At 75.3% G+C, this 23,165-nt stretch carries 1 protein-coding gene; it reads right to left on the bottom strand.

Going from position 1 to position 23,165, the window contains the following annotated elements:
• Positions 1–22,806 carry a type I polyketide synthase gene (locus HUT16_RS39015; RefSeq protein WP_303392126.1) on the bottom strand — a complete coding sequence of 7,602 codons (22,806 nt, stop codon included), beginning with the start codon at positions 22,804–22,806 and terminating at the stop codon, positions 1–3.
• Between the last annotated feature and the right edge of the window lie 359 nt (positions 22,807–23,165).

The raw sequence follows: 23,165 nt of genomic DNA, 5'->3' as shown, positions 1-23,165 counted from the left end.
CTACTCCTCAGCGTGGCGGGACTCGCCCGAGCGGATGACCTCGGTCCTGCGGTGCGCATCGTCCAGAAGGCTGAACAGTTCGTCGTCGCTGGCCTCGTCGACACCGGCCGCGGAGCCGGTGCGTCTGGCGGTCCAGGACGCGAGCAGTGCTTCGAGGCGGGCCGCGACGGTGTCGTGATCGGCGTCTTCGGCTGCCGCGTCCAAACTGGCCTTGACTCGGTCGAGTTCGGCGAGCAGGGGGTCCGGGCCGTCGGTGCCGTGCAGTCGCGTGTGCACGAAGGCGGCGAGGCGGGCCGGGGTCGGGTGGTCGAAGACGAGCGTGGCGGGCAGGCGCAGGCCGGTGTCCGCGTCGAGCTGGTTGCGCAGTTCCACGGCGGTCAGCGAGTCGAACCCGATGTCGGCGAACGCCTGGTCGGGGTCGACCGCGTCCGGCGACGCGTGGCCCAGGACCAGGGCGACCTGGCCCACGACCAGGTGCAGCACGTCGGCCGCCGTCCACCCGCGCTCGGCGGCCTGCCGGCGCCGGGGCCGCACCAGCTCCCGCAGCAGCGCGGGCGGGTCACCGGCCCGGCGCAGCGCCGGCAGGTCGAACCTGACGGGGGCCAGGGTCGGGGTGCCCGCGGTCAGCGCGGCGTCGAACAGGGCGAGCGCGTCCGCCGTCGGCAGCGGCCGTACGCCGGCCCTGGCCAGGCGGTGCCGGTCGGTGGCGGTCAGGCCGCCGGTCATGCCGCTGGCCTCCGCCCAGTAGCCCCAGGCGAGCGACACGGCCGGCTGCCCCTGGGCGTGCCGGTGCGCGGCGAGGCCGTCGAGGTACGCGTTCGCCGCCGCGTAGTTCGCCTGGCCCGCGCCGCCGAGCACGCCGGACGCCGAGGAGAACAGCACGAACGCCTCCAGGTCGGCGGTCAGTTCGTGCAGGTGCCGCGCCGCGAGGGCCTTCGGCTCCCACACCCGCGCGAACTGCTCCGGGGTGAGGGACTCCACGACGGTGTCGGCCAGCGTGCCCGCGGCGTGGACCACCGAGGTGACCGGGTGTGCGGCGAGCAGCCGGGCCAGCGCCGCGCGGTCGGCCACGTCGCACGCCACGATGTCGGCGGTCGCGCCCAGCGCGGCCAGGTCGGCGGTCAGCGCGGCCGCGCCGGGGGCGTCCGGGCCGCGGCGGCTGACCAGCAGCAGGTGCCGCACGCCGTGCTCCGCGGCGAGGTGGCGGGCGATCGTGGCGCCCAGGGTGCCGGTGCCGCCGGTGACCAGCACCATGCCGTCGGGGCCGAGCAGCGAGGGCAGCGGTTCGAGGCGGGCCGGTTCGAGGCGGGGGACGTGGACGGCGCCGCCGCGGATGGCGAGCTGGGGCTCGTCGCCGGCCAGCCGGACCTGGTCGCCGTCGCCGTCGCCGTCGCCGTCGGCGGTGTCGACCAGCACGAACCGGCCGGGGTGCTCGGTGGCGGCCGACCGGACCAGGCCCCAGACGGCGGCGGCCTGCGGGTCGACGTCCTCGCCCGGCCGGACCGGCACGGCGTTGCGCGTGGCGACCACCATGCGCGGGGTGTCCGTGCTGAGGAAGTCCTGGATCACCCGCAGGGTCTCGACGGGCGAGGTGGCGTGGTGGACCGGAACGTCCGGTTCGGTGGTCGCCGCTTCCAGCACCGGCCACGCCACCTGGTACGGCACGTCCTGCGTGGTGGCCGTGGTCGGCCGGCGCAGGGTCAGCGAGGCGATCTCGGCGACCGGTGCGCCCGACCGGTCGGCGAGGCCGATCGCGCAGCTGTCCTCGCCGGTCATGGTCAGCCGGACCCTGGCGTGCTCGGCGCGGCGCCACGAGGAGATCCCGGCGAAGGAGAACGGCAGCTTCGGCCGGTCGTCGGCGACGGTCACGAGCTGGATCGCGGCGTCGAGCAGGGCGGGGTGCAGGGCGAACCGGGTGTCGCCGGGGGGCGCGGCCACCTCCGCGTAGAGCGTGTCGCCGTCGCGCCAGGCCGCGCGCAGACCTTGGAAGGCCGTGCCGTAGACGAACCCGGCGTCGGCCAGGTCGTCGTAGAAGGCGTCGAGGTCGACCGCTTCGGCCTGCGGCGGCCACGGCCGCGCCCAGGTCTCCCCCGGTGCGACGGGCGCGGCGCCCAAGGTCCCGGTGGCGTGCCGCACCCACGCGCCGTCCGCGCGCGAGTGGATCGCGACGCTGCGCCGACCCGCCCGGTCGGGGCCGACGGTCACGGACACCTGCACGCCGTCCGCGACCACCAGCGGTGTCTCCAGCGTCAGGTCCTCGACCGCCGGGCAGTCGACGTGTTCGCCGGCCCGGAGCGCCAGGTCGACGAACGCCGCGCCGGGCAGCAGGGGCGAGCCCGCGATGACGTGTTCGGTGAGCCACGGCTGCGCGGCGGTGGTGAGCTGACCCGTCAGCACCACGCCGTTGTCGTCCGGGAGTTCCATGGCGTCCCGCAGCAGCGGGTGGTCGATCCGGCCGTCACCGGTCGGCGCGGGGGCGCCGGGGTGCAGCCAGTAGCGCTGGTGCTGGAAGGCGTACGAGGGCACTCGCGCGCCCGGCTTCCCGGGCGGCGGGGTCCAGTCCGCCGCGCCGTCGGCCCACAACCGCCCCAGGGCTGCGAACAACCGCTCGATGGAGTCACCCTGACGTCGGATCAAACCGTTCGGCACCAGGGACGGGTGCGGACCCACCTCCACGAACCCCGTGACACCCTGGCCCGTCAGCCACTCCATCGCGTCCGCGAACCGCACCGGCTCCCGCACCTGCCGCACCCAGTACCCGGACTCCCCCATCTCCACCGGCTGTCCGGCCACCGTGGAGACCACCGGGATCACCGGCTCGCCGAACGACAACCCCTTTGCACAATCGGCGAGTTCATCCAGCACCGGGTCCATCCGCGCCGAGTGGAACGCGTGACTGACCTCCAACCGCCGCACCCGACGCCCACGACCCCGCCACACCTCGGCAACCGCCAGCACCGCCGCCTCGTCACCCGACACCACCACCGCGTCCACCGCGTTCACCGCCGCCACCTCCACACCCGGCACCAGCGAACCCACCACCTCCTGCACCGACGCCTGGAGCGACACCATCGCCCCACCACCCGCCAGCCCCTGCATCAACCGGCCCCGCGCCCCCACCAACCGCGCGGCATCCTCCAGGGAGAACACCCCCGCCACATGCGCCGCCGCCACCTCCCCCACCGAATGCCCCACCACGAAGTCCGGCCGCACCCCCAACCACTCCACCAGCCGGAACAACGCCACCTCCAACGCGAACACCGCACCCTGCGTGAACCGCGTCTGCCCCAACACCCCCTCCCCGTCCTCGAACAGCACCTCCACCGGCAACCCCAGCAGCCCACACACCTCGTCCAACACCCGCGCGAACACCGGGAACTCCCGGTACAGACCCCGCCCCATCCCCGCCCACTGACCACCCTGACCGGAGAACACGAACGCCGACCGACCAGGGGAGGCGGCAGTGCCTGTGACGGTTCCGGGCTCTGCGTCGATCAGCGCGTCCAGGCCGGCCGGGCCCGTCAGCACGGCTCGGTGCGGGAACCGGGCCCGCGCGGCCAGGTCGGCGGCCACCTCGGCCGGTGTGACCTCGGGGTGCTCGGCGAGGAACCCGCGCAGTCGGCGGGCCTGTTCGCGCAGCGCCGCGTCCGACTTGGCCGACAGCAGCCACGGCACCGGCACGGCGACCGCGGGATCGTCGGCGGGCGGCTCCGGGGCCTCGATCACAACGTGCGCGTTGGTGCCGCTGATGCCGAACGCCGAGATGCCCGCACGGCGGGGCCGCCCGGTCTCCGGCCACGGCCGGGTTTCGGTCAACAGCGCGACCCGGCCCGCCGACCAGTCCACGTGCGAACTCGGCTCATCCACGTGCAACGTTCGCGGCAGCTGCCCGTGCCGCATCGCCATCACCATCTTGATCACACCGGCCACACCCGCCGCCGCCTGGGTGTGCCCGATGTTCGACTTCACCGACCCCAACCACAGCGGCTCGGAACGGTCCTGACCGTACGTCGCCAACAGCGCCTGCGCCTCGATCGGATCGCCCAGCGTCGTCCCGGTGCCGTGCGCCTCCACCACATCCACGTCCGACCCCGACAAACCCGCATTGGCCAGCGCCTGCCGGATCACCCGCTCCTGCGACGGACCGTTCGGCGCCGTCAGCCCGTTCGACGCACCGTCCTGGTTGACCGCCGAACCCCGCACCACCGCCAGCACCCGGTGCCCGTTGCGCCGCGCGTCCGACAGCCGCTCCAGCAGCACGACACCCGCACCTTCACCCCACGCCGTACCGTCCGCCGCCTCGGCGAACGCCTTCACCCGACCGTCCGCCGCGAGCCCCCGCTGCCGGGAGAACTCGACGAACCCCGACGGCGTCGCCATCACCGTCACCCCACCGGCCAGCGCCAGCGAGCACTCCCCCGAACGCAGCGCCTGCGCCGCAAGATGGATCGCCACCAACGACGACGAGCACGCCGTGTCCACCGACACCGCCGGACCTTCCAGCCCCAGCAGGTACGACACCCGCCCGGACGTGACGCTCGTCGCCGTGCCGGTCGAGAGGTAGCCTTCCAGGTCGGGCGGCTGTGCCCCGGCGCCGTAGCCGGAGGACCAGATGCCGGTGAACACGCCCGTCCGGCTGCCCCGCAACGACGTCGGATCGATCCCCGCGTCCTCGAACGTCTCCCACACCGTCTCCAGCAACACCCGCTGCTGCGGATCCATCGCCAACGCCTCACGCGGCGAAATACCGAAGAACCCGGCATCGAAGTCTCCGGCCGAGCCGAGGAAGCCGCCCCAGCGCGTGTAGGACTTCCCCGGACCACCGGCCGGATCGTAGAGACGACCCACGTCCCACCCGCGATCCGACGGGAACTCGCCGACCGCGTCGACCCCGCCCGCCACCACATCCCACAGCTCCTGCGCGGAGCCCACCCCACCCGGATACCGGGCCCCCAACCCGACCACCACCACCGGATCACCCGACACCGCGGCCCCGACCGGCACGGGCGCGGCGGGGGCCTGGCGCCGGGCGCCGAGCAGGAGGCCCCGCAGGTGGCCGGCCAGGGCGTCGGGGGTCGGGTAGTCGAAGACCATCGTCGCGGGCAGCCGTACCCCGGCCACCGCAGCGAGGCGGTTGCGCAGTTCCACCGCGGTGAGCGAGTCGAAGCCCAGGTCCTTGAAAGCCAGGTCGGCGCCGACGGCCGAGGTGTCGGTGTGGCCGAGGACCGCGGCGGTCTGGCCGGTAACCAGGGCCAGGACGCGGCTGTGCTGCTCGGTCTCCGGCAGGGCCGCGAGGTCCCGGCCCAGGCCCGGGCGGTCCGTGCGCCGGGCCGGCATGGTCCGGGTGAGGCGGCTGAGCAGGGGGCGGGCGGACGCCGCCGACAGGTCGAGGTGTGCGGGGACCAGCGCGGGTTCGTCGGCTCCCAGGGCCAGGTCGAACAGGGCGAGCGCCCGGTCCGTGGGCATCGGCAGCACGCCGGCGCGGGCGAGGCGCTTGAGGTCGGTGTCGGTGAGGTGTTCGGTCAGCCCGCTGGCCTCGGCCCACTGTCCCCAGGCCAGCGACACGCCCGGCAGGCCCAGGGCGCGCCGGTGCCCGGCGAGGGCGTCCAGGAAGGCGTTCGCGGCGGCGTAGTTCGCCTGGCCCGGGCCGCCCAGCACACCGGCGGCGGACGAGAAGAGCACGAACGCGCCCAGGTCGAGGTCCTTCGTCAGCTCGTGCAGGTGCCAGGCGGCGTCGGCCTTGGGCCGCAGCACCCGGTCGATCCGGTCGGGCGTGAGGGATTCGACGACGCCGTCGTCGAGCACACCGGCGGCATGCACGACCGCGGTCAGCGGGTGCGCGGCCGGGATCGCGTCCAGCACGGCCGCCAGCGCGTCCCGGTCGGCCACGTCGCAGGCCACCACCTCGGCGTCGAAGTCCACCTCCGCGCCGGTCCGGCTGAGCAGGAGCAGGTGCCGGATGCCGTGCCGCTCGCGCAGGTGCCGGGCGACCAGGCGGCCCAGGGTGCCGGTGCCGCCGGTGATCAGCACGGTGCCGTCCGGGTCGAGCGGGCCGGGCACCGGGGACGCTTCGGCCCGGACCAGCCGGGCGGCGCGGGCGACGCCGTCGCGGACGACGAGCTGCGGTTCGTCCCCCGCGACGAGGACGCGGTCGTCGGTGTCGACCAGCACGAACCGGTCGGGGTGTTCGGCCTGGGCCGCGCGGACCAGGCCCCAGACGACGCTGGCCGGCAGGTCGACGGGGTCCGGCCCGACCGCCCCCCGGGTCACCACGGCCAGGCGGCCGTCCCCGTCGCGCAGGAAGTCCTGGAGCACGCCCAGCGTCTCGGCGGCGACGGTGTGCGCGGCCGCCACAGGGTCCCCCGCCGGGGGCGTGACGCGGTGGACGGCCGGAGCTTCGCCGGTGCTCTCGACGGGCGTCCAGTCGAGGCGGAAGAGCTGATCCGTCCCGGCGGCCGGCCGGCCCGGCGGCCGGTGGCGCACGGTCAGCGCGTCGATGACCGCCAGCGGCCCGGCTTCGTCGGCGAGCGCGACCCGGAAGGTGTCCGGGCCGGTGGGCGTGAGGCGGACCCGGGCCGTGGAACCGGCCTTGCGCATCGACACCCCGGCGAAGGAGAACGGCAGGCGGCCGGCCGCGAGCAGGGTCAGCGGCTGGAGTGCGGCGTCGAGCAGCGCCGGGTGGAGATCGAAGCGGTCGCGGGTGTCGACGGGCAGTGCCACCTCGGCGTAGAGCTCGTCGCCCTGCCGCCTGATCTCGCGCACGCCCGCGAACACCGGCCCGTACTCGTAGCCCTGGTCGGCGAGGGTCTCGTAGAAGTCGGTCAGGTCGACGGGTTCACCGGCCGGCTGCCAGGGCTCGCCGGTGTCGTACGGGTGGGGGCGGTCGGCGGTCGCCAGCGTGCCGGTGGCGTGCCGCAGCCAGCTGCCGTCCGTCCGGGAGTGCACGGTGACGGGGCGTCGGCCCGTCCCGTCCGGTGCGCCGACGACGACCTGGACCGGCACGGAACCGTCCTCCGGCAGGGCCACGGGGGCTGCCAGCACCAGGTCGTCCAGGACGTCGCAGCCGACCTGCCGTCCGGCGTGCAGGGCGAGTTCGACGAACACGGTGCCGGGCAGCAGCACGGAGCCGAGGACGACGTGGTCGGCCAGCCACGGGCAGGTGGCCGTCGAGAGGCGACCCGTGAGCAGGACGCTCTGGTCCCCGGCCAGTTCGACGACGGCCCCGAGCAGCGGGTGCCCGGCCGGGTCCAGTCCGGCCGCCGACACGTCGGCCTTCCCGGCGGCGGAGGTCAGCCAGTACGGCCGGTGCTGGAAGGCGTACGTCGGCAGCGGCACGTGGTGGGACTCGCCGGGGAAGACCGGCGTCCAGTCGACGGCCACGCCGTGCGTGTGCAGGCGCGCCAGGGCGAGGTGGAACTCCTGCCTGCCGCTGTCGCGGCGCAGCGTGCCGGTGGCGGCGACGCCGTCCAGCACCGGGGCCAGGACGGGGTGCGGGCTGACCTCCACGAACACGCCGTGCCGGTCCTGCGTGAGGGCCTCGACGGCGAGGTCGAAGCGGACGGGTTCGCGCAGGTTGCGGTACCAGTAGGCGGCGTCGAGGGTGGCGCTGTCGATCGGCCCGCCGGTGACCGTGGAGTAGAACGGGATGGCTGCCTGACGCGGTGTGATGTCGGCGAGGTCGGTGAGGAGTTGTTCGCGGATCGTCTCGACCTGCGCCGAGTGCGCGGCGTAGTTGACGGGCAGGCGGCGGGCGCGGATGCCGTCGGCCTCGCAGACCGTCAGCAGCTCCTCCAGCGCGTCCGTATCGCCCGAGACGACGACCGAACCGGGGGCGTTGACCACCGCCACCGTCAGCCGACCGCCCCAGCGGGCCGCGAACTCGACGGCCCGATCGTGCCCGAGGCCGACCGAGACCATCCCGCCCTGGTCGGCCAGGGCGACCAGGGCCCTGCTGCGCAGGGCGACCACCTTGGCCGCGTCCTCCAACGACAACGCCCCCGCCACGTACGCCGCCGCGATCTCCCCCTGCGAATGGCCCACCACCGCGTCAGGCTGCACGCCGTGCGCGCGCCACAGTTCGGCGAGCGCCACCATCACCGCGAACAGCGCGGGCTGCACCACATCCACCCGCTCCAACGACCCACCACCGGACAGCACTTCGGTCAACGACCAATCGGTGTACGGCTCCAGAGCAGCGGCACACGCATCGATCGCCGCCCGGAACACCGGCTCCGAGCCGTACAACTCCCCACCCATCCCCACCCACTGCGCACCCTGCCCCGGAAACACGAACACCGACCGACCTGCCGAACCGGCCACGCCCGTGACGATGCGGGGGTCTCCGTCGGCGAGGGCCGCCAGGTCCGCCATGAGGTCGGCCCGGGTGCTGCCCACCAGGGCCGCCCGGTGGGCGAGCGCGGTGCGGGTGGTGGCGAGGGCCCGGCCGACGGCGGCCGGTCGGAGGCCGGGGTGGGCGGTGAGGTGGTCCGCGAGCCGTCGGGCCTGGGCGCGGAGGGCGTCGTCCGTCCTGCCGGACAGCAGCCACACGGTGGGCTCCGCGGAGTCGTCCGCGGCGGGCTGTTCGGGGGCCTCCTCGGGGAACTGTTCGATGACAACGTGGGCGTTGGTGCCGCTGGCCCCGAAGGCGGAGATGCCCGCGCGGCGGGGGCGCCCCGTCTCCGGCCACGGCCGGGCCTCGGTGAGCAGCCGGATGTCACCGGTGTCCCACTGGACGTGCGGCGTGGGCTCCTGGACGTGCAGCGTCGGCGGCAGTTCGGCGTGCCGCATCGCCATCACCATCTTGATCACACCCGCCACACCCGCCGCCGCCTGGGTGTGCCCGATGTTCGACTTCACCGACCCCAGCCACAGCGGCTCGGTGCGCCCCTGACCGTAGGTCGCCAACAGCGCCTGCGCCTCGATCGGATCACCCAGCGTGGTGCCGGTGCCGTGCGCCTCCACCGCGTCCACGTCCGACCCGGACAACCCGGCATTGGCGAGCGCCTGCCGGATCACCCGCTCCTGGGAGAGGCCGTTGGGCGCGGTCAGCCCGTTGGACGCGCCGTCCTGGTTGACCGCCGAACCCCGCACCACCGCCAGCACCCGGTGCCCGTTGCGGCGGGCGTCCGACAGCCGCTCCAGCAGCACCAGCCCCGAACCCTCGCCCCACGCCGTACCGTCGGCCGTCGACGAGAAGGGCTTGCACCGTCCGTCGGGAGCCAGCGCGCGCTGGCGGGAGAACTCCGTGAACTGCAGGGGCGTCACGCTCACGGTCACCCCGCCGGCCAGGGCCAGCGAGCATTCCCCCGAGCGCAGTGCCTGCGCCGCCAGGTGGATCGCCATCAGCGAGGAGGAGCAGGCGGAGTCGACGGAGACGGCCTGGCCCTGGAGGCCCAGCAGGTAGGAGACCCGGCCGGAGGTGATGCTCGGCGAGATGCCGGTGGCGAGGTAGCCCTCGGTGTCGGGCGGTGCCTGGTCGGGGCTGCCGACGTAGCCGGAGGACCAGATGCCGGTGAACACACCTGTCTGGGTGCCGCGCAGCGACGTCGGATCGATGCCCGCGTCCTCGAAGGTCTCCCACGCGGTCTCCAGCAGCACCCGCTGCTGCGGATCCATCGCCAGCGCCTCACGCGGCGAGATGCCGAAGAACTCCGCGTCGAAGCCCGCCGCGTCCGCGAGGAACCCGCCCGACCGGGTGTACGACGTCCCCGGGCCGCCGGCCGGATCGTAGAGACGGCCCACGTCCCACCCGCGGTCCGACGGGAACTCTCCCACCGCGTCGACCCCGCCGGCCACCAGGGACCACAGCTCCTCCGGCGACCCCACCCCGCCCGGCAACCGGCATCCCATGCCCACGATCACCACCGGGTCCTCCGACACCGGCACCACGACCGGCACCACCGGGTCGACACCCCTGGGCGCACCGGAGAGTTCGGCCGTGAGGTGGTCGGCGAGGTCGGCGGGGGTGGGGTGGTCGAAGACGAGGGTCGCGGGCAGCCGCAGGCCGGTGGCGCCGGCGAGGCGGTTGCGCAGTTCGACGGCGGTCAGCGAGTCGAATCCGAGGTCGTTGAAGGCGAGTCCGGGACTGATGGCGGCGGCGTCGGAGTGGCCGAGGACGGTGGCGGTGTGGGCGACGACCACGGACAGCAGGTCCGTTGCGGGGGTCTTGGGCGGCGGCGGGGTCTGCGGCACCGAGAGGTCGGCGGTGGTCAGCGCGGGGCGTCCGGAGGCCAGCGCGGTGTCGAACATGGCCAGGGCGCGTTCGACGCCGATGGGGCGGACGCCCTTGCGGGCGAGGCGTTGCCGGTCGGCCGCGGTGAGGTGGGCGGTCATGCCGCTCTCCTGCTCCCAGTAGCCCCAGGCCATCGACACGGCGGGCAGTCCGAGGGCCTGGCGGTGCACGGCGAACGCGTCGAGGTAGGAGTTCGCGGCCGCGTAGCCGGCCTGCCCGGCGTTGCCGAGCACACCCGCGGCCGCGGAGAACAGCACGAAGGCGGCGAGGTCGTGCTCGCGGGTCAGCTCGTGCAGGTGCCAGGCGCCGTCGACCTTGGGGCGCAGCACTCGGTCGAGCTGCTCCGCGGTCAGCCGTTCCACGACGGTGTCGTCGAGCACGCCGGCGGCGTGCACGACCGCGGTCAGCGGGTGCGCGGCCGGGATCGAGTCCAGCACGGCCGCCAGCGCGTCCCGGTCCGCGACGTCGCAGGCCACGACCCGCACGTCGACGTCCTCCGGCGTCTCCAGGTGCGGCGCCGTGCCGCCGCCGCGGCTGAGGAGCAGCAGGTGCCGCGCCCCGTGGCGGGTCGCCAGGTGCCGGGCGACGGCCCGGCCGAGGGTGCCGGTGCCGCCGGTGATCAGTACGGTGCCGTCGGGGTCGATCGGCTGCGGGACGGTGAGGACGATCTTGCCGGTGTGGCGGGCCTGGCTCATCAGCCGGAAGGTGGCGACGGCCTGGCGGAGGTCCGCGGCGGTGACCGGCAGCGGTTCCAGCGTCCCGTCGGCGACCATCGCCACGGTCCTGGAGAGGATCTCGCCCTGGCGCGCGGGGTCGACGTCGTTGAGGTCGAAGGCCCGGTAGATCAGGCCCTCGGGCGAGCGGACGTCCGTCTTGCCCAGTTCGACGAACCGTCCGCCGGGCGCGAGCAGCCGCAGGGAGGCGTCGGTGAGTTCTCCCGCGAGCGAGTTGAGGACGACGTCCACGGCCGGGAACCGGTCGGCGAACCGGGTGTCGCGGGAGGAGGCGATGTGGTCCTCGTCCAGTCCCAGGGCGCGCAGGGCGTCCCACTTGGCGGGGCTCGCGGTGGCGAAGACCTCCGCGCCGCTGTTCCGGGCCAGCCGGATCGCCGCCGTGCCCACGCCGCCCGCGCCCGAGTGGATCAGCACCCGGTCGCCGGGGCGCAGTTCGCCGAGGTCGAACAGCCCGTACCAGGCGGTGGTGAACGCGACGGGCAGCGACGCCGCCTCGGTGAAGCTCCAGCCGTCGGGGATCGCCGTCAGCAGCCGGTGGTCGGCGACCGCGCGCGGCCCGAAGGCGCCGGGCATCAGGCCCGTGACGCGGTCGCCGGGCCGCCAGGCCGTGACGCCGGGGCCGACCTCGACGACGGTGCCGGCCGCTTCGCCGCCCAGCGGCGGCCGGTCCGGGTACATGCCGAGGGTGATGAGCACGTCGCGGAAGTTCAGGCCGGCCGCGCGTACGGCGACCCGGACCTGACCGGGTTCCAGCACGGGCTCCGGGCAGGGCAGCAGGGCCAGGTCGTCCAGTTGACCGGTGCCGGACTCGCTCAGCCGGTACGCGCCGTCGGGGGCGGTCAGTTCCGGCGCGTACCTGGCCTGCCGCGGGACGAGGACTCCTTCGCGCCGCAGGGCCAGTTCGGGTTCGTCGCCGGCCGTCGCGGCGGCCCGGACCGCGTCCTGCTCGGTCGCGTCGCCCACGTCGACCAGCACGAACCGGCCGGGGTGCTCGGCGGCGGCGGTGCGGACCAGGCCGCGGACGGCCGCGCCGGCCACGCCGCGGGTCAGGACGGCCAGGCGGGCGGCCGTCCGCTCCGGGTGCTCGGCCAGGAAGTCCTGGACGAGCGCGCGGGCCCGCTGGACGAGGGCGTGCACGGACGCCGCGTCGGCTCCCGCGGCGAGCACCGGGCTCGGCACCACCTCGGTCGGTGCGCTCGCGGCGAGCGGCGCCCACCGGGTGTGCAGCACCGCGGCCCGGACCTCGGCGGCCGGACGGACGGTCAGCGCGGTGATGTCCGCGAGCGGGTGGCCGGACAGGTCGGTCAGCGTCGCGCGGTAGGTGTCGGTACCCGTGCGGGCCAGGTGGACCCGGGCGGAGGACGCACCGGTGGTGTGCACGGCGACGCCGGAGAAGGAGAACGGCAGCCGGACCCGGGTGTCGGGGCTGAGCAGGATCAGCGGCTGGAGCGCGGCGTCCAGGAGCGCGGGGTGGATGCCGAAGCGGGCGCCGTCGGGGACGGACACCTCGGCGTACAGTTCGTCCTCGCCCTGCCACAGCTCCCGCACGCCCCGGAACGCGGGCCCGTACTGGTAGCCGAGTCCGTCGAGGAAGGCGTAGAACCCTTCGGGGTCCACGGGTTCGGCGTTCCTCGGGGGCCAGTGGAGGCGTCCGGCCGACACCCGGCCGCCGAGGGTTCCGGACGCGTGGCGGACCCAGCCGTCGCCGCCCTTGGAGTGCACGGTGACCGGGCTGCGACCGGCGTCGTCCGGGGCGCCGACCGAGACCCGGATGTCCGTGGGGGCGTCGGAGAGCGCGAGCGGCAGGTGCAGGACGAGGTCGTCCAGGGTCCCGCCGGTCGGGGTGGCGAGTTCGAGGAAGGCGGTGCCCGGCAGCAGGACCGTGCCGTCGACGGCGTGGTCGGCCAGCCAGGGGTGGGTGCGGGTGGAGACGCGGCCGCTGTGCACGGTGGTGCCGTCGGGCAGTTCGACCGCGGTGCCCGCCAGCGGGTGCCCGGTGCCGTGGTCGTCGGCCGCGGGGGTGAGCCAGTAGGTGCTGCGCTGGAAGGCGTAGCCGGGCAGCCTGACGCCGTGCGGGCGCTCGTGCGGCCAGGTCACGGCGACGCCCTGGACGTGGAGGCGGGCCAGGGCGGTGTGGAATTCCCCGACGGCGCCGTGGTCGCGGCGCAGGGTGCCGGTCGCCACGCCGTCCAGGTCCTGCACCAGCACTGGGTGCGGGCTGACTTCCACGAACACCTCGTGGCCGTCGGCGGTGAGCCGGGCGGTGGCGAGGTCGAAGCGCACGGGTTCGCGCAGGTTGCGGTACCAGTAGGCGGCGTCGAGGGCGGCGGTGTCGACCGGCCCGCCGGTGACGGTGGAGTAGAACGGGACGTCCGCCTGACGCGGCGTGATGTCGGCGAGGTCGGTGAGCAGTTGTTCGCGGACCGCCTCGACCTGCGCGGAGTGGGCGGCGTAGTCGACGGGGATGGCGCGGGCGCGGATGCCGTCCTCGGCGCACGCCGCCAACAGTTCGTCCAGGGCCCCGCGCTCGCCGGACACCACGACGGTGGAGGCGGAGTTGACCACCGCGACGGTGATCCGGTCGCCCCAGGGGCTGAGGTAGTCGGCGGCGGCGTCCGCGGACAGCACGACCGAGACCATGCCGCCGTGTCCGGCCAGGGCGACCAGGGCCCTGCTGCGCAGCGCCACCACCTTCGCGGCGTCCTCCAACGACAACGCGCCCGCCACGTACGCCGCGGCGATCTCGCCCTGCGAATGCCCGACGACGGCATCCGGCTGCACGCCGTGCGCCCGCCACAGCGCGGCGAGCGCCACCATCACCGCGAACAGCGCGGGCTGCACCACATCCACCCGCTCCAACGACCCATCACCGGTCAGTACGTCCACCAACGACCAGTCGGTGTAAGGCTCCAGAGCAGCGGCACACGCGTCGATCGCCGCCCGGAACACCGGCTCCGAGCCGTACAACTCCGCACCCATCCCCACCCACTGCGCGCCCTGCCCCGGGAACACGAACACCGACCGGCCCAACGGACGGACGACCCCGGTCAGCAGACCCGGCGCCGTACCCCCCGCTGCCAGGGCCTCCAGCGCCTCCGCACCGCGCACCACCGCCCGGTGCTCGAACACGGTGCGGGCGGCCAGGGCGCCCCCGACCGCCGCCGGGCCCACCTCGGGGTGCTCGGCCAGGAACGCGCCCAGCCGACGCGCCTGCTCCCGCAACGCCGCCTCGGACCTGGCCGACAGCGGCCAGAGAACCGGGTCGTCCGCGCGGCCCCGGGGAGCGGGTACGGCGGGGTCGGCCTCGGCGGGCTGTTCGGGGATGCTCTGCTCGATGATGACGTGCGCATTGGTGCCGCTGATGCCGAACGCCGACACGCCGGCCCGGCGGGGCCGTCCGGTCCCGGGCCAGGCGACCGGTTCGGTGAGCAGGCGGACCGCGCCGGACTCCCAGTCGACGTGCGAGGTCGGCTCGTCCACGTGCAGCGTCCGCGGCAACTGTCCGTGCCGCATCGCCATCACCATCTTGATCACACCGGCGACGCCCGCAGCGGCTTGCGTGTGGCCGATGTTCGACTTCACCGACCCCAACCACAGCGGCTCGGAACGGTCCTGACCGTACGTCGCCAACAGCGCCTGCGCCTCGATCGGATCACCCAGCGTCGTCCCGGTGCCGTGCGCCTCCACCACATCCACGTCCGACCCCGACAAACCCGCATTGGCCAGCGCCTGCCGGATCACCCGTTCCTGCGACGGACCGTTCGGCGCGGTCAGCCCGTTCGACGCACCGTCCTGGTTGGTGGCGGAGCCCCGGACGACCGCCAGCACCTCGTGGCCGTTGCGGCGGGCGTCCGACAGCCGCTCCAGCAGCACCAGCCCGGCGCCCTCGGCCCAACCCGCCCCGTCGGCCGCGGCGGCGAAGGACTTGCAGCGGCCGTCGGGCGCGCTCGCCCCCTGCCGGGACATCTCGGTGAACAGCGTGGGCGCCGAGTTGACGGTGACACCGCCGGCCAGGGCGAACGAGCACTCTCCCGAGCGCAGCGCCTGCGCGGCCAGGTGCAGGGCCACCAGGGACGACGAGCAGCCGGTGTCCAGGGACAGCGCCGGGCCGAGCAGGCCCAACTGGTACGCCAGCCGGCCCGATCCCACGCTCGACGCGGTGCCGGTGACCTGGTAGCCCTCCAGGTCGTCGGGGACCGGCCCGGCGGCGTAGCCGGTGGACCAGATGCCGGTGAACACGCCGGTGGAGGTGCCCTCCAGCGTGGTCGGGTCGATACCGGCGTACTCGACGGTCTCCCACGCGGTCTCCAGCAGGAGGCGCTGCTGGGGGTCCATGGCGAGCGCCTCGCGGGGCGAGATCCCGAAGAACGCCGCGTCGAAGTCGCCGACGCCGTCGAGGAAGCCGCCCCTGGACGTGCTCGACGTGCGGGGACGGCTCCCCGTCGGGTCGTACAGGCGGTCGATGTCCCAGCCCCGGTCGGCCGGGAAGTCGCCGACCGCGTCCACGCCGTCCGCGACCAGCCGCCACAGGTCCTCGGGGGTGCCGACGCCTCCGGGGTAGCGGCAGCCCATGCCGATGACCGCGATCGGTTCGTCCGTCGCGGCCGGGGCCGGGGCCTGCGGCGCGTCCCGCTCGCCGGACAGGTGGGCGGCCAGCCGGGCCGGGGTGGGGTGGTCGAAGACCAGGGTGGCAGGCAGTTTCACCCCGAGCGCGGCGGTCAGGCGGTTGCGCAGTTCCACCGCGGTCAGCGAGTCGAAGCCCAGGTCCTTGAACGCCTGCCGGGGGTCGATCCGTGCGGGGGTGGCGTGTCCCAGCACCCCGGCGGCGTGGGTGGTGATCAGCTCCAGCAGGTCGGCGCCGTCGGCGGCGGGCGCGGGCCGGGGGGCTTGCGCCCGGCTGTGGGCCTCGGGCAGGTCCCGCAGCAGTCGGCTCGGCCGGGCGTGGGTGTAGGCGCGGGCGAACTGGGCCCAGTCGGCCTCGGTGACGACCGCGAGGGCCTCGTCGTGGTCGAGGACGTCCTGCAGCGCGTCGAGCGCCCGGCCTGGGTCCAGTTCGCCGAGGCCGAGCAGGGTGCGCTGGCGCTGCACGGACTCCAGGGCCGCCATGCCGCCGTCGGCCCAGATGCCCCACGCGACGGAGGTCGTGGCGCGGCCCCGGGCGCGGTGCTGGGCGGCCAGGGCGTCGAGGAAGGCGTTGCCGGCGGCGTAGGCCGCGCCGTGGCCGTCGCCCCACACGCCCGCGGTGGAGGAGAACAGGACGAGGGCGTCGAGGTCCGGCAGGAGTTCCGCCAGGTGCGCCGCCCCGGCGACCTTGGCCGTGACGACCTCGGCGAACTCCGCCGCTGTCGTGTCGGCCAGCCTGGTCGGCCTGATGACGCCGGCGGTGTGGAAGACGGCGCGGATGTCGCCGACGCGCTCGACGAGGTCCCGCAGGGCGTCCCGGTCGGCCACGTCGCACGCCGCCACGGTCACCCGTGCCCCGGCCGCCTCCAGTTCGTCGCGCAGGCCGACCGCGCCGGGTGCGTCGGGGCCCCGTCGGGCGGCCAGCACGATGTGCTCCGCGCCCTGCCGCGCGAGGCGGCGGGCCACGTGTCCGCCGAGCGCGCCGGTGCCGCCGGTGACCAGCACGGTGCCCCGCGGCCGCCAGGGCCGCGCGGCCGGGCCCGGTGCGGCCCTGCGCCGCAGCCGCTTGGCGAAGCGCCGGGCGCCGCGGATCGCCACCTGGTCCTCGCCCGTGCCGGCGAGCACCCGGAGCAGCGCGTCCACGCTGTCCGCGTCGGGCACGGCGGGGAGGTCGACCAGGCCGCCCCAGCCCTGCGGGAACTCCAGCGCCGCGGACGCGCCGGCGCCCCAGGCCAGGGCCTGGGCCGGGCTGGTGACCGGGTCGGTGCCCGAGGTGCTGACGGCGCCGCTGGTCGCGCACCACAGCGGGACGGGCGCCGTCCGCACCCGGTCCGGGCTGCGCGCCGGGTCGAGGGTGCGGATCAGGTCCAGGGTGCGGACCAGGCCCGCCGGGAGCACCGGGTGGTCGGGGTGCGGCGCCTCGTCCAGCGCCAGCAGCGACAGCACGCCGTCCGGCCGGGCGTCCCCGGGGCCGGTCGCGGCCCAGGCGTCGGCCACCGTGCAGCCCCGTGCGCGCAGGGCCTCGGCCCACGGGTGCCCGGTCGTGGCGAGGACGAGCCAGCGCGCCGGGTCCACCGGGGTCGCGGCGTCGCGCGTCGGCGTCCAGGCCACCTGGTAGCGCCAGTCGTCGCGGGGCGCCGGCGGGCTCGCGGCCACCCAGTAGGGCTCGCGCTGGAAGGCGTACGTGGGCAGGTCCGCCGCGGGTGCGGTGCGGGGCAGGACCGGAGTCCAGTCGACGTCGACCCCGGCGGCGTGCAGGCGCCCCGCCGCGGCGAGGAACTCGGTGAGGCCGCCGTGGTCGCGGCGCAGCGTTCCGGTGGCGGTGACGTCGTCCAGCGCGGGCACCAGCACCGGGTGCGGGCCGACTTCCACGAACACCTCGTGGCCGTCGGCGGTGAGCCGGGCGGTGGCGAGGTCGAAGCGCACGGGTTCGCGCAGGTTGCGGTACCAGTAGGCGGCGTCGAGGGCGGCGGTGTCGACCGGCCCGCCGGTCACCGTGGAGTAGAACGGGACGGCCGCCTGACGCGGCGTGATGTCGGCCAGGTCGGTGAGCAGTTGCTCGCGGACGGCCTCGACCTGCGCCGAGTGGGCGGCGTAGTCGACGGGAATGGCGCGGGCGCGGATGCCGTCCTCGGCGCACGCCGCCAACAGTTCGTCCAGGGCCCCGCGTTCGCCGGACACCACGACCGCCGCGGGTCCGTTCACCACGGCGGTGGTCAGCCGCTCGCCCCAGCGGGCGAGGTGGTCGGCGGCCTTCTCGGCGGACAGGGCGAGGGACACCATGCCGCCCCGGCCGGCGAGGGCGACCAGTGCCCTGGACCGCAGCGCCACGACCTTGGCGGCGTCCTGCAGCGACAGCGCGCCGGCGACGTACGCGGCGGCGATCTCCGCCTGGGAGTGGCCGACCACGGCGTCCGGCCGCACGCCGTGGGAGCGCCACAGGTCGGCCAGCGCCACCATGACGGCGAACAGGGCCGGCTGCACCACGTCGACCCGGTCCAGCGCGCCGTGGCGCAGTTCGTCGACCAGCGACCAGTCGGTGTACGGGGCCAGGGCGGCGGCGCAGGCGTCGATGCCGGCGCGGAAGACCTCGGACTGCTCGTACAGGTCACGTCCCATGCCCGCCCACTGCGCCCCCTGCCCGGGGAAGACGAACACCGTTCCGCCGGTCCGGCGCGGCAGTCCCGGCGGGAGCGCGGCCAGGCCGGACAGCAGGTCGTCCCGGTCGGCGCCGACCACCGCGGCCCGGTGCTCGAACCGGGTGCGGGCGGCCAGGGCGCGGCTGATCGCGGCGGCCGGGAGGTCGGGGCGGGCGGTCGCGTACGCGTGCAGCCGCTCGGCCTGGGCCCGCAGCGCGGCGTCGGTCTTCGCGGACAGCAGCCAGGCGGTGGGGGCGGCCCGGTCGGCGGGTTCGGGGCGGCGGCCGGGGTCGGGGGCGGAGGGCTGCTCGATGATCAGGTGGGCGTTGGTGCCGCTGATGCCGAAGGCCGAGATTCCGGCGCGGCGCAGGTGGTCGTGGTCCGGCCAGGGCCGGGCCTCGGTGAGCAGGCGGATGTTCCCGGACTCCCAGTCGACGTGCGGGGAGGGCGCGTCCACGTGCAGGGTCCGCGGTAGTTCACCGTGCCGCATCGCCATGACCATCTTGATCACACCGGCGACGCCCGCCGCCGCCTGGGTGTGCCCGATGTTGGACTTCACCGACCCCAACCACAGCGGCTCGGTGCGCCCCTGGCCGTAGGCGGCCAGCAGGGCGTGGGCCTCGATGGGGTCGCCGAGGGTGGTGCCGGTGCCGTGCGCCTCCACCGCGTCCACCTCGGACGGCGCCAACCCCGCGTTGGCGAGGGCCTGCCGGATCACCCGCTCCTGCGACGGACCGTTCGGCGCGGTCAGGCCGTTGCTGGCCCCGTCCTGGTTGACCGCCGAGCCCCGTACCACCGCCAGCACCCGGTGCCCGTTGCGGCGGGCGTCCGACAGCCGCTCCAGCAGCACCAGACCGGCGCCCTCGCCCCAGCTGGTGCCGTCGGCCGCGGCGGCGAAGGGCTTGCTGCGGCCGTCCGCCGCGAGGCCGTGCTGGCGGGAGAACTCGGTGAAGCCGAACGGCGTCGCCATGACCGTGACGCCGCCGGCGAGCGCCAGCGAGCACTCGCCCGCGCGCAGCGACTGGGCGGCCAGGTGGACGGCGACCAGGGACGACGAGCAGGCGGTGTCCACGGACAGCGCCGGACCGCGCAGCCCGAGGTGGTAGGCGACCCGGCCGGACGTGACACTGGTCGCCACGCCGGTGAACAGGTAGCCCTCCAGGTCCTCCGGCAGGCCCGGCCCGGTCGCGTAGCCGGACGACCAGAGGCCGGTGAACACGCCGGTGCGGCTGCCGCGCAGCGAGGTCGGGTCGATCCCGGCGTGCTCGAAGGTCTCCCAGGCCGTCTCCAGCACCAACCGCTGCTGCGGGTCCATGGCGAGCGCCTCGCGGGGCGAGATGCCGAAGAACGCGGCGTCGAAGCCGGCCGCCGCGGCCAGGAACCCGCCCCGGTCGATGGACGTGGTGCCCGCGCCGCGCAGTTCCGGGTCGTACAGGCGGCCCAGGTTCCAGCCGCGGTCGTCCGGGAAGTCGCCGATCGCGTCCACGCCGTCCGCGACCAGCCGCCACAGGTCGTCCGGCGAGGCCACCCCGCCGGGGAAGCGGCAGCCCATCCCCACGATGACGACCGGGTCGTCGTCGTGGGCGGCCGGGGCGGCGGGGGCCGACCGGTCGCCGGGGCCGGTGCGCAGCCAGTCGATCAGCTCGGCGGGCGTCGGGTGGTCGAAGACGAGGCCGGAGGGGAGCTTCCGGTCCAGGGCGCCGGCCAGGCGGTTGCGCAGTTCGAGCCCGGTGACCGAGTCGAGGCCGAGTTCCTTGAAGGTGAGCGCGGGATCGATGTCCGCGGGGTCCTCGTGGCCCAGCACGAGCGCGAGCTGGGCGATGACCTCGGCGGCTACGTCGACCGTGTCGGCCGCGTCGGCCTCGCCGGTCGGCTCGATGGTGCCGCCCGCCCCGGTGTCGCCGGTCGCCGGGGCGCCGTCCGGCCGGCCGGGCGCGGCGGTCTCCGCCGGGTGCGCCCCCGGGTCGGCCGGGGTCCTTTCGCCCGGCCCGGCCGTCGCGCCGGGCAGCCAGTACGAACGGCGTTGGAAGGCGTACGTGGGCAGGTCGACGGGCCCGGCACCGGCCACGGCCGGGGACCAGTCGACCGGCACGCCGGCCACGAACAGCCGGGACAGCGCGGTCAGGAAGACGTCCGGTCCGCCCCGGTCGCGGCCCAGCGTGCCGGTGGCGACGCCGGGCGCGCCGGTCCGCTCGCGGGCCTCCTCCAGGCTCTGTTCGAGGGCGGGCAGCAGCACCGGGTGCGGGCTGACCTCGATCACGGCACCGTGCCCGTCCGCCAGTAGGGCGGCGACGGCCAGGTCGAAGCGGACCGGCTCGCGCAGGTTGCGGTACCAGTAGTCGGCGTCGAGCACCGTGGTGTCGTCGAGGAGGCCGCCGGTGACCGCGGAGTAGTAGGGGACGGTGCCCTGGTGCGGCCGCACGCCGGCCAGTTCGGTGTGCAGCCGCTCGCGGACCGCCTCGACGTGCGCGCAGTGGGAGGCGTAGTCCACCGGGACGACGCGTGCGCGGACACCGTCCGCCGCGCAGGCGGCGACCAGTTCGGACAGGGGCTGCGTGTCGCCGGACACCACGACCGAACCGGCGGCGTTGACCACGGCGACCGTCAGCGCGCCGCCCCAGCGCGACACGTAGTCCGCGGCCCGCTCGGCGGACAGGGCCACGGACACCATGCCGCCCCGGCCGGTCAGCGCCACCAGCGCGCGGCTGCGCAGCGCCACGATCCGGGCCGCGTCGGACAGCGACAGCGCGCCCGCGACGTACGCCGCGGCGATCTCGCCCTGCGAGTGCCCGACCACCGCGTCGGGCTCGACGCCGAAGGAGCGCCACAGTTCCGCCAGGGACACCATCACCGCGAACAGGGCGGGCTGCACGACGTCCACCCGGTCGAGCGGGGCGCCGTCCAGCACCTCGGCCAGCGACCAGTCGGTGTGCGGGGCCAGCGCCCGGGCGCACTCGTCCATGGCGGCCCGGAAGACGGGGTACTCGGCGTACAGCTCCCGGCCCATGCCGACCCACTGCGCGCCCTGGCCGGGGAACACGAAGACGGTACGGCCCGGGGTGCCGGCCCGGCCGGCGGCGACCTGGACGGAGTCGAGCAGGACCGCGCGGTGCGCGAAACGCGTCCTGGTGGTGGCCAGCGCGTGCGCGACCTCGGCGGCGGTCAGGTCCGGGTGGCTGCGCACGTGCTCGTGCAGGCGCGCGAGCTGCGCCCGCAGCGCCTGCTTGGTCCGCGCCGTGACGATCCACGGCACCGGGCGGCCCTCGGCGGGGGCGGGGCGGCGGACCGGAGCGGCCGCGTCGGACGCCCGCTCCACGTTGGGCGCCTGCTCGACGATCACGTGCGCGTTGGTGCCGCCCATGCCGAACGACGACACGCCGGCGAGCAGGGGCGCGTCCGGCCGCGGCCACGGGGTCAGCGCGGTCTGGACCCGCAGCGCCAGTGCGTCGAGCGGGATGCCGGGGTTCGGGGTCTCGTGGTGCAGGCTCGGCGGCAGGGCGCGGTGGTGCACGCTGAGGACGGTCTTGAGCAGGCCGACGATGCCCGCGGCGCCTTCCAGGTGGCCGACGTTGGTCTTGGCGGAGCCGACCCGCAGGGCGCTGTCGGCGCCGCCGGACCGGGCCGGGTCGCGGTAGGCCGCCGCGAGGGCGGCGGCCTCGACGGGGTCGCCGACGGCGGTGCCGGTGCCGTGCAGTTCGACGTACTGCACGTCCCCGGGACGCACCCCGGCCCGGGCCATGGCTGCGCGGATGACCTGTTCCTGGGCCTGCGCGCTGGGCAGGGTCAGGCTCCGCGTGGCGCCGTCGTTGTTGACCGCGCTGCCCCGGATGACGCCGTAGACGCGGTCCCCGTCGGCCAGGGCCCGGTCCAGCGGCTTCAGGACCAGGAAGGCGCCGCCCTCGCCGCGGACGAAGCCGTTGGCCCGGGCGTCGAACGTGAAGCAGCGGTCGTCCGGGGACAGCCCGCCGAACTCCTCCGCTCCCTCCTCCCGGGCGGCGGTCAGGTTGAGGTTCACCCCGCCGGCCAGGGCGAGCGCCGACTCGCCGCGGCGCAGGCTCTCGACCGCCAGGTGCACCGCGACCAGCGCCGACGACTGGGCCGTGTCGACCGTCATGCTCGGTCCGCGCACCCCGAGGAAGTGCGAGACGCGGTTGGCGATGACGCCCCGGCTGGTGCCGGTCAGCGTGTGCGGCGTGATGTGGCCGGGGTAGGTCAGGGACGTGTAGTCCTCCCACATCGAGCCGACGAACACCCCCGTCGGTCCGCCCGCCAGCGTGTCCGGCACGATCCGGGCGTCCTCCAGGGCCTCCCAGGCGAGTTCGAGCATGAGCCGCTGCTGCGGGTCCATGCCGGCGGCCTCGCGGGGGGACACCCCGAAGAACGCCGCGTCGAAGCCGTCCACCCGGTCCAGGTAGCCGCCGTGCCGTACGCCCTGCCTGCCCTCGGGCGGCGCGCTGATCGCGTCGGTCCCGTCGCACAGCAGTCGCCAGAACGCCGCCGGGTCCGGGGCTTTCGGCAGCCTGCCCGCGACGCCGATGACGGCGACGCGGTCGGCGTCCGGGTCCAAGGGGAAGCGCATCACATCGACACCTCGTGAGCCGGGGGGGATGGGGAGGGGCGGGTGTTCCCGTAGCGGTCCCGGTGCCGAGGCTCCGGCCGCGCACGAGGCCGGAGCATCGAGCGCACGGGCAGCCCGGCGACCCGGTGGTGTTCGAACCCGGACCTGACCGCGCTTCGAGCGTCTGGATCAGTGGAGCGGAGCTCGAAGGCGACAGCGCCTGCGACGCTCTTCGAGGAAGGAGCACTGGTGGGCTGAGCGCTGGGCACAGCGGCCGGGACGATGATCGTCCGGCTGCGCACACGAGCATGGCAGTAACGTCACACCGTCGCCATGGGTCAATCACAGGCTGTCTCAAACGGAAAACGTCGCACTGTCAC

The sequence above is a fragment of the Kitasatospora sp. NA04385 genome (assembly GCF_013364235.1).
GTDB lineage: Bacteria > Actinomycetota > Actinomycetes > Streptomycetales > Streptomycetaceae > Kitasatospora.
The sequence above is the reverse complement of the archived record's forward strand: the minus strand, read 5'-3'. Positions and strand labels throughout refer to the sequence as shown.

Coding starts and splice junctions, on each gene's coding strand:
- HUT16_RS39015 (WP_303392126.1), bottom strand. CDS start 22,806: ATGCGCTTCCCCTTGGACCCGGACGCCGACCGCGTCGCCGTCATCGGC.